Annotated in this window: 14 protein-coding genes; 11 read left to right on the top strand and 3 right to left on the bottom strand. The window is 39.1% G+C overall.

What is annotated here, in order from left to right; all coding sequences use genetic code 11:
- Positions 1-217: hypothetical protein (locus tag QZ574_RS15095; protein WP_297090995.1), on the top strand; the 217-nt coding region annotated here is incomplete at its 5' end.
- A 364-nt stretch (positions 218-581) separates the two neighbouring features.
- Here QZ574_RS15095 and QZ574_RS15090 read toward each other — a convergent pair.
- On the bottom strand, positions 582-1,520 hold the full coding sequence (locus QZ574_RS15090) for a group II intron maturase-specific domain-containing protein (RefSeq protein ID WP_297090997.1): 939 nt from the start codon (positions 1,518-1,520) through the stop codon (positions 582-584).
- Complete coding sequence (locus QZ574_RS15085; protein WP_297090992.1) at positions 1,520-2,230, bottom strand: reverse transcriptase N-terminal domain-containing protein; 711 nt, start codon at positions 2,228-2,230, stop codon at positions 1,520-1,522. Before QZ574_RS15085 ends, QZ574_RS15090 begins: the two co-directional genes overlap by 1 nt.
- Positions 2,231-3,154: 924 nt before the next feature.
- Here QZ574_RS15085 and QZ574_RS15080 point away from each other — a divergent pair.
- From QZ574_RS15080 to QZ574_RS15050, 7 genes are all read left to right on the top strand, one after another.
- Positions 3,155-3,970 (top strand): ATP-binding protein, encoded by an 816-nt coding sequence (locus QZ574_RS15080; protein WP_297090991.1) that lies wholly within the window; start codon positions 3,155-3,157, stop codon positions 3,968-3,970.
- Positions 3,971-4,039: 69 nt separating this feature from the next.
- A complete protein-coding gene (locus QZ574_RS15075; protein ID WP_297090989.1) occupies positions 4,040-4,546 on the top strand; it encodes an ATP-binding protein in 507 nt (168 codons plus the stop codon).
- A gap of 11 nt (positions 4,547-4,557) precedes the next feature.
- A complete protein-coding gene (locus tag QZ574_RS15070; protein WP_297090987.1) occupies positions 4,558-5,121 on the top strand; it encodes a UPF0158 family protein in 564 nt (187 codons plus the stop codon).
- A gap of 58 nt (positions 5,122-5,179) precedes the next feature.
- A complete protein-coding gene (locus tag QZ574_RS15065) occupies positions 5,180-5,530 on the top strand; it encodes a hypothetical protein (protein WP_297090985.1) in 351 nt (116 codons plus the stop codon).
- Between the two features lie 18 nt (positions 5,531-5,548).
- On the top strand, positions 5,549-5,872 hold the full coding sequence (locus tag QZ574_RS15060) for an ATP-binding protein (RefSeq protein WP_297090984.1): 324 nt from the start codon (positions 5,549-5,551) through the stop codon (positions 5,870-5,872).
- A 15-nt stretch (positions 5,873-5,887) separates the two neighbouring features.
- The gene (locus tag QZ574_RS15055) at positions 5,888-7,024 is read left to right on the top strand and encodes an ATP-binding protein (protein ID WP_297090983.1); all 1,137 of its coding nucleotides are present in this window, start codon (positions 5,888-5,890) and stop codon (positions 7,022-7,024) included.
- Positions 7,025-7,311: 287 nt separating this feature from the next.
- Positions 7,312-7,677 carry a hypothetical protein gene (locus QZ574_RS15050; protein WP_297090982.1) on the top strand — a complete coding sequence of 122 codons (366 nt, stop codon included), beginning with the start codon at positions 7,312-7,314 and terminating at the stop codon, positions 7,675-7,677.
- Here QZ574_RS15050 and QZ574_RS15045 read toward each other — a convergent pair.
- Entirely contained in the window at positions 7,674-9,746 is a 2,073-nt protein-coding gene (locus QZ574_RS15045) for a tetratricopeptide repeat-containing sensor histidine kinase (RefSeq protein WP_297090981.1), read from the bottom strand. The genes QZ574_RS15050 and QZ574_RS15045 overlap by 4 nt on opposite strands.
- Positions 9,747-9,926: 180 nt before the next feature.
- Between QZ574_RS15045 and QZ574_RS15040 the strand changes: the two genes are divergently transcribed.
- From QZ574_RS15040 to xseA, 3 genes are all read left to right on the top strand, one after another.
- Positions 9,927-10,718, top strand: coding sequence for a hypothetical protein (locus QZ574_RS15040; protein WP_297090980.1), 792 nt, complete (start codon positions 9,927-9,929; stop codon positions 10,716-10,718).
- 112 nt (positions 10,719-10,830) lie between these two features.
- Complete coding sequence (locus QZ574_RS15035; RefSeq protein ID WP_297090979.1) at positions 10,831-12,468, top strand: S8 family serine peptidase; 1,638 nt, start codon at positions 10,831-10,833, stop codon at positions 12,466-12,468.
- A gap of 3 nt (positions 12,469-12,471) precedes the next feature.
- Entirely contained in the window at positions 12,472-13,905 is a 1,434-nt protein-coding gene (gene xseA / locus QZ574_RS15030) for an exodeoxyribonuclease VII large subunit (RefSeq protein ID WP_297090977.1), read from the top strand.
- Position 13,906: the final 1 nt, after the last annotated feature.

The raw sequence follows: 13,906 nt of genomic DNA, 5'->3' as shown, positions 1-13,906 counted from the left end.
ATTAACTTTAACATTTAATTCTTTTGGTGATATGAATACTTTCGATTATGATATTGCGGTGGATGATTATAAAGCAAAGAGTCTGAATTTACATCATGGACTTACTGATACCGATACATCTCCCGGGATGTTTGTTGTTCAAGATTTATATTTTAAAGGAGGAACAGGTAAAGTTGCCCGGTATAAGCTTGATAATGTAGTAGTTAATTTTCCATAATCTTTTACAGAGGTGCTATTTAAGATAGTATTAGCATTTCTGTAATTTTGCATTTTGTGACATTGGTGAAGATAACATGAGTTTAGTAGTTAAACTTTTAAAATAGCGTATATCAAAATGTTTCTCTTGGTTTATTTATTGTCGCACATCTTCTTGATTATTGTTTTTACTGTTTATAAGGTAATGTCAGTATCCACTTTTTCTTAACCCAAATACTTAAGATTAAATTAGTGAGTTTACACTGTCGAGTAGGTAGGCGGCATTACTGCCGCTTCCCCCTCTAAGAACCGTACGTGAAAGTTTCCCCTCATACGGCTCAAGCAATTCAAAGTCCCTTTAACAGGAACCGGCTCAAACTACTTGTTCAGTTGAAGTTGTTGCGTCTTCTGTGGCACCAATTATGAGCAAGGAATTTGACAGTTTTACCGTCTACCGACTTATCGGTCAGGTACCACGTCTTTTCCTTGTCAATAGGTTCGCCACAGATTGGACACCTTCGTTTTTGTTTCTTCCATAAGTAAAGCAACGATTTACGACCCTTTAGGGAAATGAGCATTTTGTAGGTTTTTCTTTTTTCAAAATAGTCCTTCCATTCCGTGTCGTAAGGATTAGCATCGCCCCGAATCTTAACGAGTTGGATAATCTTGGTGTCGGATAATAATCTCAGGGATAAATGCTTAGTAGTCCCATTGTTATTATAACCAGACGAAAAACACCAACTCCTGTTTCCAATTTTTGGGAAATACTTCAGCTTAACCCAGTTGGTACCCTTTTTAGGGTGCCTCCTTTTTGACCATTGCCAAAGCTTACGAAAGATTTGATGGTCTGCTTTGTTGAAAACATCGGTAGCAACACAGAGCTTGTAATAATTTGCCCATCCAGCTATCTTGGGATTTAAAAACTGAATCAATTTTTCCTGCTTGCAGGCTTTATTGGTATCAATGGTTTCCCTGATTGTGTTGAGAAACTTTTTAACTTTTTCCTTTGAAGGTTTGATGAGTAACTTACCATCGTACTTTCTTAGATTGAAGCCAAGGAAGTCAAAACCATCGTTAATATGAGTAATCTTTGTTTTCTCTTTTGAGAGGATAAGCCCCCTGGCAGAAAGAAACTCTTCTATTAATGGCATGATTTCATTTTCCAAAAACTCTTTAGTTCTGCCAGTGATAATAAAATCATCGGCATATCGTACGAGGTTCACCAAAGAGTTTACAGATTTGTTTTCTGCATTCTTTAGGCGAGACTTATTTACAAGCATGGTTTGAATACCATCCAGGGTCATATTAGCAAGAGTGGGGGATATTATTCCTCCTTGTGGAGTACCTTCATCAGAAGGAAATAACTCTTTATTAAAACATATCCGCTTTTAAGCCATTTTCTCAGCATCAATTTATCCATAGGGATATTTTTCAGCAGCCATTCATGACTTATGTGGTCGAAGCAGCCTTTTATGTCCGCTTCGAGTATCCATTGAGCAGAACGTTTCTGAGACAGTACTATATAACTTTGAATAATCGCATCAGCAGTACTTCTTTCCTTTCGGAATCCGCATGAATTGCTGTCAGCAGTGGTTTCTGATACTGGCTCAAGAGCCATTAAATACAAAGCCTGCATGGCCCTGTCTTTCATTGTTGGTATTCCTAATGGGCGGAACTTCCCATTGCTCTTTCTAATATTTACCCTTTTCAGGGGCTGGGGTTGGTACCCCCTACTTTTCAATTTTGCAATCTCCAAAAACTTGGTGTTTGAAGTTGACCAAATTACGTTGTCAACTCCCGATGTTCTACTTCCTTTGTTCGAAGTCACACGTTTTACAGCCAAAGCCTTAGCATAAAACGAATGGGTCAGCAACCACTGTAAAGCTTTTACTTTGTTGTGTTTGCCTTCCTTTTGAGCCTTTACAATACGTCCCTGTAGCTTTCTAACCTGTTGTTGGCACTTGTTCCAATCCATGTCTTTCCAAGTTGTCCATTTTGGGTCAGTAGGTGCACACGATGTTTTACTTCCGTTCATTTGCTTTCCTCCTTTAAAAAGTTCTAAAAGTTTCTTGTAAAGAATTACCATACGTAGAAGTCAGCCCACTTTCGTGTGAGGTAATGTTTCAACCCCTATCCGCCTCATTACAAAGCGGCATTCGCGTTCTCTACCATCCTCTACCCGCATTCCTGTCGGCTTGCCTTACGGAAAACTTTCCCAATTAACTGGGAAGAATTCGGGCTTACCACGTTTCGCACAAGTAACAAGAGTAGTTTAGGTTCCGTCTATCCGCCGGCAGCGCTAATATCCGTGTAACCTTAGACAAAATAAAGTCAACTGGCTGCTTACCTTTTGGTTCGAGCCTGTCAGCATCTTTGGCTCGTTTCACTTTAACGACGTTTATCAACGGTTCACATGCGTTAACCATACTACTCAGCCTCGCTCCCCGACTATTCAATGCTAACGGTCATTGCCTCCACCTCGCAGGTTTGGCTTTTTCTTGCGAAAGGGCTTCTTTCACTGGATAGCTTCGCACAAAAGGATTACTCCGAATGCATGTATCCATGAGCTACTACTGACGGAACAGTAGGTCTAATCATTGTTAGACAATTACTTGTGTAACTTCGTGTCGCACTTTGTCAGAAGTATAACCAAATGGAATCATCTTCACGTTCGGGGTCTGTTTTAGTTTCTTATATACAGTGTTTTAATCAAGTTTAGGTGAAAGTAAGGCTTTCACAGTAGAATGGCTTTAAACTTTAAAATTTAAAGCTATGTCATTACTTGGTCAAAAAACAACAACATCATCAATGGACTGTGAGCGGAGCAAGTCGCCTATTACAAATGAATCTTAGGAGATTAGTAAATAAATTGTATTAGTGCTACATTTGACACCAGTATGGGAGGAATTATTTTAATCGAATAGACTCATAATTTCACATATAATGTAAACGCTGGGAAATGACCAAAGAAGAACTAATACAAAAACTAAGCTCACTTGAATGGGAAGACTTTGAAGTGAAAGCTGCCAAAAGCGAGTTGCCCAAGTCGGTTTGGGAAACAGTTTCAGCTTTTTCAAATACCAGTGGAGGTTGGCTTGTTTTAGGCGTTAAAGAAAAAGGCAATAATTTTGAAATTACGGGTGTTCGTAATGCTGAAAAATTGGAACAAGATTTTCTGAATACACTTAGAGGCACCAAATTCAATGTTTTTATTAGTACGAAACAAGAAGTATATCAGTTTGAGGATAAAACTGTATTAGCATTTTATGTGCCGGTACATAAAAACAAACCTGTTTATTATAACAACCAAATTAATACATACATTCGCAGAGGTAGTGCCGACCAGCGTGCTACACAGGAAGAAATTGACAGTATGTTGCGCGACCGGGCATTTGGAACAAAAACAGCAGAATTAGCGCCGGAGACCAATCGTGAAAGTTTAAACAATACATCATTGAACCGTTACCGGGATTATATGTCGCGGTTTAATCCCAATGCAAGCTATATTCGTTTTGATGAAGATGAGTTTTTGAGAAAGCTTCGCATTATGGAAAACGGCAAATGTACTTTTGCCGGATTGCTTATGTTTGGTAACCGTGAAGCAATTGAAAAGCACTTTCCCGATTTTCGAGTTGATTTATTGGAAATACCTGGGACTTCATACTCCGATGCTAAACACACCTACACTTTTCGGGTTGAGGAACAGGAGAACCTTTGGGAATACTATTTTGAATGTTTTCATCGGTTAAAACAAAAAGTTGATGTTAGGTTTTAACTGACCGCCGAGGGATTTGGACAGGAGTTATCTCCGGGGCTCGAAAGTATCCGTGAGGCTTTGGTAAATATGTTGATGCATACTGACTACTTTTCTCCGGCATGTCCGCGTGTACGTATTTTTACAAACCACATTGAGTTTTATAACCCTGGCGGATTACCAAAGCCCTTTGAGGAATTAAAAGGGAAGGATATTTCTTTGCCACGAAATCCAATTATAGCCAAGCTGTTTCGCATGGTAAAACTGGCGGAAAATATAGGCTTTGGTTTTGACAAAATTGATGATAACTGGAAGGCTTATAATTCAACTGTGCCTGGTTACCAGATTGAATTCGATTCGGTTGTGGTTGATTTTAAGATGGAGGCAGAAGAAAACGTAGGAAAAACGTCGGTGAAAACGTCGGTGAAAATTATAGAGCTTATTAAAATTAATAAGGATATATCTATTCCTGAAATGGCTGAAACTATTGGTGTCTCGGAACGTTCGATTGAAAGGAATATTGAAAATTTGAAGAAAAAAGGATTGTTGAAACGTGTTGGTCCAGCTAAAGGTGGCTATTGGCAGGTAATTGATTAGAAATTACAAGTATGAATAAAGGGCAATTACAGAATGAAATTTTAGCAATAATCAGAACTGTCTTCGATGATAAAAAGGCCTTAGAGAAAATACATACATTTTTATTAGCCGAGATTTATGCAGAGCTGAAACCTGAAGAAATTCCTACAAAGTATAAAAAGCTGGTTTCTGAAATTGCTGATAGTTTGTTGGCGGGGTTAATTTGCTTTTTTAATCCAGATACGTTTGAAGTTCAAGATATTTCCAAAGATTTGGCTTACGACCCTGAAGAATATGAAATGATAACAGGCGAAACTTTTGAAAGTGCAGGCCTGAAACATGAAACCTGGCAGAACTGTTTAACCATTGAACCCATGGAATCGCATGATTCATTCAAGATAATGGAGAATTTTGTTGATGAAATAAAGGATACAAACATTCAGGAAAAATTGATAAATGCCCTTAACAGGAAAAAACCATTTGCCAATTTTAAATACCTGGTTGAAGATTCTGATTACAGACAACATTGGTTTGATTTCAGACAAGCGCAATATGAACTTTATGTTTGGGGTGTTATCAAAACAGACATAAGGTAAAAGCAAATCATCAATAATTTTTTAAGTTTATTTTGTCTAATACTTATACGAAGAAGCTATGTTTGATACTGTAAATAGAGACGTCCTAATCCTTTTCCCGAAACAACCATTATTTGATTGGGTAAATTATATTTTTCCCGACGACAAATTAGAATGTCCGAAACCAATGGCACATGATGCGGGCGATGTTTTCCTGATTCCTGAATTCACCCATCCGGACGATGCCATTGAATATGTAAAGGAGAATTTTATTGAATTCTTTGAACAAGAGCTATTCGATTGGGCAACAGATGAAAACCTATGGCCGGATAACTTAACATGGGAATTGTTTGAAAATTGGTTTCATTATAGCTTTCAGTCGGTGGTTATGGATACCGTTGATGAAGAAATTGAAAAGGAAGATTTTTGAAAATTGTAATATCATTATATGCCCGAAAAACAAAACATAGAATATAAACGAAGCTGGCACGATGATTACCTAAAATGGGTTTGTGGATTTGCCAACGCAGTAGGCGGTAAAATATATATAGGGAAAGACGATGATGGTAATATTGTTCATCTTGAAGATTACAAACAGCTGATGGAGAGTATTCCGCAAAAAATACGGAACACCATGGGCATAACTTGTGATGTTAATTTGCAGGAAGCTGGCGATAAAAAATATATTGAAACGAGCATTATAAATCGTAACACATCGGCGAAACATTATAAGCGAGTTACATCGAATGCCGTTGAAAATTTTAAATTATAATGAGATGAAATCATTGTGAATCCCTATTCTGTTCCGGTGTCAATTAGGGGAAGATATTATTATCGTTCGGGAAGTACAAAAACTGAGCTTACCGGAATTGAGTTAAATGAGTTTCTGCTTAAAAAGGCAGGAAAAACATGGGATGATGTTATTGAAGAACGTGCTACTATTGAAGATATTGACGCAGATAGTATTACCAAATATATTGAAGATGCCAAAGAAAGCGACCGTTTGCCCGATGTAGAAGGATTATCAACATTGCAATTTCTTAAAAAACTACGTTTAGCTGAGAATGGTAAAATTAAGCGTTCAGCTATCGTAATGTTTGGGAAAGACCCCGGAAGATTTTATCCTGGCATATCTGTAAGAATAGGGCGTTTTGTGAATGATGATGCCGATTTACGGTTTCACGATGTTTTTGAAGGGAACATTGTCAACCTGCTTGAAGAAGTAATAAAGCAACTAGGGTATAAATACCTTGTAAAGCAAATAGAGTATAGAGGCATACTGCGAATAGAAAAGGGGGAGTATCCGCTTGAAGCATTACGAGAAATGTTACTAAATGCCCTTGTTCACAGAACATATATGGGAGTTCATGTTCAAATCAGGGTTTATAATGACAAAATTATGATTTGGAACGAAGGAGGTTTGCCTTATAATATGGATATTGAGATGTTAAAAGGCGTTCATACATCGTACCCTCGCAATCAGCTAATTGCTGATGCTTGTTTTAAAGCAGGATATATTGATACCTGGGGAAGAGGAACTTTAAAGATTATCAACTCCTGTAAAAAAGCAGGTTTGCCAACACCTGAGATTATTGAAACAGCAGGAGGTATACAGGTTACACTGTTTAAGGAAAATGTAGAAAATCGACAGGTTGATGGTACAAACGAAGGAGATGGTGGTCAAATAGGTGGTCAAGCAGGTGGTCAAGCAGGTGGTCAAGCGGCTATTCTTACAGATAAACAAAAAGAAGTTTTTGACTATATTGTAGAAGAACCTACAATTTCCAGAAGCAAGCTTGCCAAGAAAATGGGAATTAATCCATCGGCAGTACAAAAGCACATTGAAGCCCTTAAAAAGAAAGGATATATTGAGAGAGATGGCGAAACAACAGGTTCTTGGAAAACTAAATTTCAGAAAAAATAAAAACATAATGACACACTTCCTACTTCAATAATAAGTAACAAAAAAGTGCTTATTTGTACCATATTTGTACGGAAAAATCATAAGAAATTGAATGTCAGGGTATGTTGACTTCGAAGAAGTAAAATAAAAATAAGTTTGAAGACGGAAGACGGAGGTCGGAAGTTTGAAAACAAGATATATTAAAAGCCTCTCCTTTTTGGAGGGGCTTTTTTTGCAACTAGTCTAAATAAGCATGCATCACAAACAAAATGCAGTAAATCTTGTTTCAAACAAAAAATAGATGTACGATGGACAATACCAACTACGAAGAAACAAGACGAAAATTTCTCACAAAACTCGGACTAAGCATAGGTGCTGTTGCAGTAGGCTCCGAGAAAATTTCAGCTACCGTATTAAATAGCAGGCAGGAGTTTCCATTAACAACAGAACAACAACGTTTAATGGATCAGTATGAGTTGTGGATGGATGCTTTTATTCCGGCAGTGCAAAGACAGCGTGCCAACAACGAAGACTTGATTGCCAAAGCAAAAATTATGGAATTGAGCGAGCAAGCAGAAATTTGGCGTCCTCAGCTTGAAAAGTTTATGGAAGATGAGACCTTTGCAAGGTATTATATGACAGTAACAGAGCGACTAACCAAAGAGGTGTATTAACCCTTAGCCAACGGAACAGTAAAGCTAAAAACTGAGCCTTCATTTTCAGTACTGCTTACCTGCATCATTCCTCCGTTAAGTTCGGCAAATTCTTTACAAACAATAAGCCCTAATCCGGTACCTTTTTCCTGGGCGGTTCCTGGGCGTTGCGTGTTATTATTCAGCGTAAAAAGTTGTTTAAGCAGTTCGGGTTTTATGCCGATGCCAAAGTCTTGTACCAAAATTTCGGCAAAGCCATTTGCCTGTTTGCTTTTAATGCTGATTTTTCCGTTCTCATGACTAAATTTTATCGCATTATTTACCAGGTTTGAAACTATAACTTTTAAGGTTTCGCTGTCGCCATATATTTGTAATGCCGTTTTTATATCATTTTCAATGGTTACCGATTTTAACATGGCATTTCCCTTGATGGCGTTTATGCTTTCCTCAATTAGTTCGTGTGCCGCTATTGTTTCTTTACTTAATTTAATCGAGTCTGATTGCGTTCTTGCCCAGTTTAACAGATTATTTAATAATGAAAAAGTAGACTTTGAGCTGCTTGAAATCATATCGGCCATTGATTTTCGCTCACTGTCGGTGTAATTATCGTAATTGCTCGACAGTTCGTTGCTAAATCCGAGTATGCCATTAAAAGGGCTGCGTAAATCGTGGGCAATTATTGAAAACAGCTTGTTTTTGGCAGCATCCGATTTCTGCAATTTTAACTCACTTATTGAAATTTCCTCTAAATTTTGTTCGAGCTGTTTGTTTTGTTTGTTAATAATGGCATGTTGTTCTTTTAAGGCCTTGTTTTTATGGCGCATGTTAAAAGTATAATAAACAAAAACGGTACCTATAATTAGCAACAGAATGCTGGAAATTAGCGTTAGCCGAAATCTGGAGGCCATGAGCAAAGAGCGGTTTTCGGCCTTTTGTGTTAACAGTTCTTGCTCTAAACGTTGGTTTTCCAATTCTTGTTTCAGCCTCCGCTCGTTCTCGAAACGGGCCAACGATGCCGCAATGTCTTTATTCTTACTGAAGCCGATGTAATCGCTTTCCATTTGTTTGGCCCGGTAGGCTTCCTGGTAATTGCCTAGTTTTTCGTAGGCACGGGCCATAAAATTGTACAGTCGTGTAAAGTCTTCAGCAATCTCCAATTGTTCCGAAAGCTCCACACATTTATTAAGGTAGCTAATACTTTCGATATAATTTCCCCGGGCAAAATAATATTCGCCCTGTTTTCGGTACAAACGTGTTTTTATATGCTCGTATCCGTATTTTTCGCACAAGGCGCTGGCCGTATCAATAAAAAGTTTTGCCGAATCAAATTGTGCGATACCGGCGTAATAGCCAACAAAGGCTAAATTAAAATAGGTTCTTAAATAATTATTGCTGATTGAAGGAAGCAGAAAATGCAGCGAATCAATATCAGCTTTGGCATCGGCAAATAAATTATTATCCGACTTAACCACTGCAAGATTAGAATAGCTAATTGCCATATTCAGGGTGTCGGCTAACAGTTTATCCAGTTCCAGGGCCTTTTCAAAATAGAACAATGAGTTATTAATATCGCCCATGCGCTTATAGGTAGCAGCCAGGTTGTTGTACACCACCGAAATACTTACCGTATCATTCAGCTCTTCGGCTATTTCAATAGCTTTCATGTAATACGTTAAGGAAGTTAACTGGCTGGGGCTATATGAATAAGCGTAGCTTATTGCGCGGTATGCTGACAGCAGCTTTTTTTCATCTTTTATCTGTTCAAAGTATAAAATGGCTTCCTGGTAATGTTCTATTGCTTCTGTAATTCTCGACTTTTCGATAAATGCCCTGCCAATCGTTAAATGTGCCTCTGCAACAGCTAATTTCTGTTTGTATTTTTCGGCATTTATAAGAGCACGATGTGCATATTTTACCGTACTGTCAATGGCGCTTTCTCCATAAAGAACTGCCAGCTCATTGTATTTCTCGGTTAAGTTGCTTTTGTCATTTGTGTTGGCAATGGCTATTCTTAGCGAGTCAATTTGTTGCTCAACATTTACCTGGCTCCAAACGTTTAGGCTTACCACAACCATTAAAAAAGTTAACATTGGTTTTCGAAAAACACGGTATAGTCTGAAAAATATTTTGTCCACGGTCAAATTTAATAAACATTTATGAGTTTAAAATATGACAATAGTTGGTTAAGGCCTGAATAGTTTTTAATTGGGAACAAACAGATTGGTAAAAAAGTTTCTAATTTCACCAGTTCAAAAAAAAAGAAGGAGGGTATGATACGATTTTTATTAGTGCTGTTTTTCATGATTCATTTGTTTGCTTCGGCGCAGATTAACCAAACCGACGCCAATGGATTGCGGCAGGGCTTATGGCAAAAAGAGCAGGCAAACGGACGTTTACTTTACGAAGGGAATTTTAAGGACGACAAGCCTGTTGGAACCTGGAAACGTTATCATCCCGGGGGGCAGTTAAAGGCGCTTATCGAATATAAAAACGATACAGCCCATACACAGCTTTTTGATGTATGGCGCAAGAAAGTGGCCGAAGGCAATTTTTTGAATCAAAAGAAAGAAGGCGTTTGGAAGATATTCAAGAATAACCTGCTTGTGGCCGATGAGGAATACAAACGGGGAATAAAAGAGGGGAACTCGCATCGTTTCTATCCCTCGGGTGAAGTTATGGAAGAAAAGCAATGGGTGAATAACAAAGAAGAAGGAGATTACCAGATATTTTATAAAAATGGTGCCCCTTATATGCAATGTAAAATGAAAAATGGTGTGCGCCATGGTTTGTTTTTGGTGAGCTACGAAAACGGGCGTCAGGAGTTGGTAGCTGAATACCGCAACAATTTACGCCATGGCGAATGGAAATATTTTGATAAAGATGGTACACTTTTATACACGCTTTTTTATGATAACGGCCAAATATTGAATCCGAACGTACGCGACAGTATTGATAACCTAAAGATGATGGAGCTGGAAGAAAATAAGGGAACAATTCTTGATCCGGAGCAGTTTTTGCAAGATCCGTCGGGATATATGATGCGCCAAAAACAACATCGATAAATTCGTGCATTGTGCAAGGCAAAAAACTATTATTTCATTAACTTGGCATTTTAATAAACAGAGCTTTCAACAACCTACCCGGTTTCAAAAAGGCTTTGAAGATAATTTGTAAATGAAGTACCTCATAATTTTCGCAATTATTGGTTTTTGGGGCTTACAACAGTTAAATGCACAAAACTATTATTGGATTGGTTTTACCGATAAAAACAATTCCAGCTATTCGCTCGACCATCCCGAAGCTTATCTTTCAGAGCGAGCGATTCAACGCAGAATTCGTCAAAATATTCAGCTTGATTCGTTGGATTTGCCGGTTAATAAAACCTACATCGATTCGGTGCTGTCGCTTGACGTAACTTTTGTACATGCTTCAAAATGGTTAAACGGAATTACCGTTAAAACCGATTCTGCCAATCTCGGGCAGCAGCTTGAATCATGGGCTTTTATTAGCGAGGTGCATTTGACTAAACCAGGGACTATAACAAAACAGGCTTACAATAAATTTAATGACGAAACCATTGTTGATGCTCCTCCAATAGATTCGGCCAAATATGGTGGTTCGGTGCACCAGGTGGCTATGCTCGAAGGACAGTTTCTACACGATTTAGACTATACCGGGCAGGGCATACATATTGCTGTGCTCGACGGCGGTTTTAAAAATGCCAATAGTTTGCCTGCATTTGATAGCCTTTGGGCCAATAATCAAATCCTGGGTGTTAAAGATTTTGTAAATCCCGATGCCGATTTTTATCAAACAAATTCTCACGGCATGAGTGTGTTGTCGTGTATGGGCGCTAATGTGCCCGGAACATTAATTGGTACCGCTCCGGGAGCTTCCTATTGGTTGCTGCGGTCGGAGGATACCAGCTCGGAGTACATCATCGAGGAAGACAACTGGGTGGCTGCTGCTGAGTTTGCCGATAGCGTTGGCGCCGATATTATCAACTCATCGTTGGGGTATACCACGTTTTACGATGCTATAAGCAATCATACTTATGCCGATATGGATGGCAGTACCACACGGGTAACCCGGGGAGCCAATATTGCAGCATCGCGCGGCATGTTGGTTTTTTCAAGTGCCGGAAACGAACGCGATGATCCCTGGTTTCGGATTGTTGCCCCATCAGACGGAACCGAAGTTATAGGCGTTGGGGCAGTTGATAAAAATTTAAATCCTGCCTATTTTACATCGGCCGGACCGGCTGCTAACGGCGACTTAAAACCCAATGTGTCGGCAATGGGCTATCAAACCACTTTGCAACGCTCTGATGGGTCTTTTGGGCTGGGTAACGGAACCTCTTTTTCGTCGCCGGTATTGGCCGGCATGGCAGCTTCATTGTGGCAACGTTATCCCAATAAAACAGCAGCAGAAATAAAGGATGCGATAGAAAGAAGCGGTCATCTCTATTTTTCACCCGATTCATTACAGGGCTATGGGGTGCCAAATATGCGCTCGGCTTCTGCGATACTCGATCCTATTGCCGTTCAAACCAATAAGGAACAACGCAACTGGAAAATATTTCCGAACCCGTTTCAAAATAAAATTGTATTGAAAAGGGCCAGAGCTTTAAACGAACAGGAAATTCTTATTTCGCTGTATTCTATGGATGGTGTAATGGTAAAAACCTGGCAGCGTTTTGGTGCATCGTCAATTGTTCTCGATAATTTACACGATCTGCAGCTTGGGATTTATTTGCTTGCGGTGCAAACAAAAGCTGGTGTTGAAACCTTCAAAATCAATAAAGTACAGTAAGTTATGAAACAGCAACTTACGCTCTCGGAGTTAAACGAATCGATAAAAGATGCCCTGCTGGAGGCATTTCCGGGAAGTGTATGGGTAGTGGCCGAAGTAAGTGAGCTGAAACATAACAGGAGCGGTCATTGTTATCTGGAGTTGGTTGAAAAACAAGGGAATACAATTGTAGCGCGTTCGCGAGCCACCATTTGGTCTTACACCTACCGGATGCTAAAACCTTATTTCGAAACCACTACCGGGCAAGCTTTTACACAAGGCATAAAAATTCTTGTGCAAGCCACTGTCGAATATCATCCGGCCTATGGTTTAAGTTTAAATATCAAAGATATTGACCCTACCTATACGGTTGGCGATATGGCCCTGCAACGAAAAGAAATAATTAACCGTTTGCAGGCAGAGGGTGTTTTTGAAATGAACAAGGAGCTCGACTTGCCCCTGGTGCCTCAGAAAATTGCGGTTATATCTTCAGCAACAGCAGCCGGTTATCAGGATTTTATGAATCAGCTGGAGGACAATGAATACGGTTTTAAATTTTATACCCATCTTTTTGAAGCCTATATGCAGGGGGCAGAAACAGTACCATCAATTATCAATGCACTCGATCGCGTTTTTGCTTACGAAGATTTTTTTGATGCTGTGGCTATCATTCGCGGAGGAGGTGCCACTGCCGATTTGAGTAGTTTCGATGATTATGACCTGGCCATAAATATTACTCAGTTTCCAATCCCTGTTATTACAGGAATCGGGCACGAAAAAGATGACACCATTATCGACCTGGTGGCTCACACCCGTTTAAAAACACCCACTGCAGTTGCCGGTTTTTTTATAAATGGGATTGAACGTTTTTATGAGCGCTTAATACAAGTGGAAACTGAAATAAGCACACGTACCCGCGAAATTCTGGAAACACAGCACGATAAATTAGCACGAATAGCAGAAGGAATAAAATATTCGGTTAGCGATTTTATTAACGAAAGGCAGGCGAAACTTAGCCGGCGCGGAAATGAATTGCAACAAAATATCAGTCAGTTTTCATATAAAAAACACAGCGAATTAAATAAGGTAAGGCATGGTTTAAATGCTTCAATGGCAGTGTGGGGTGTTGAAACAAAAAACAATATTGGCAGGAAACAACGTTTGCTAAAACGCGTGGTAAGCGAGGCCATTTTAAAAGAAAATATTACGCTAAACCATCAGCAGGATGTATTGCTGGGAAGCGTGAAACGAAAACTGATGAAGGAACATGACCGTATAGTTATGAATAAAAACAGCGTACGTTTGTTAGACCCTGAAAATGTGTTGAAAAGAGGGTTTACGGTTACCTTAAAAGAAGGAAAGATTATAAAGTCGAGCAAGAATGTTAAAACGGGTGAAGAGTTGGAAACGCGTTTTGCCGACGGAACAATAAAAAGTAAAATCATACAAAACAAATAGA

It is taken from the genome of uncultured Draconibacterium sp., assembly GCF_913063105.1.
Classification (GTDB): domain Bacteria; phylum Bacteroidota; class Bacteroidia; order Bacteroidales; family Prolixibacteraceae; genus Draconibacterium.
Note: the sequence above shows the minus strand (reverse complement) of the source record. Positions and strands in the feature narration are given on the sequence as shown.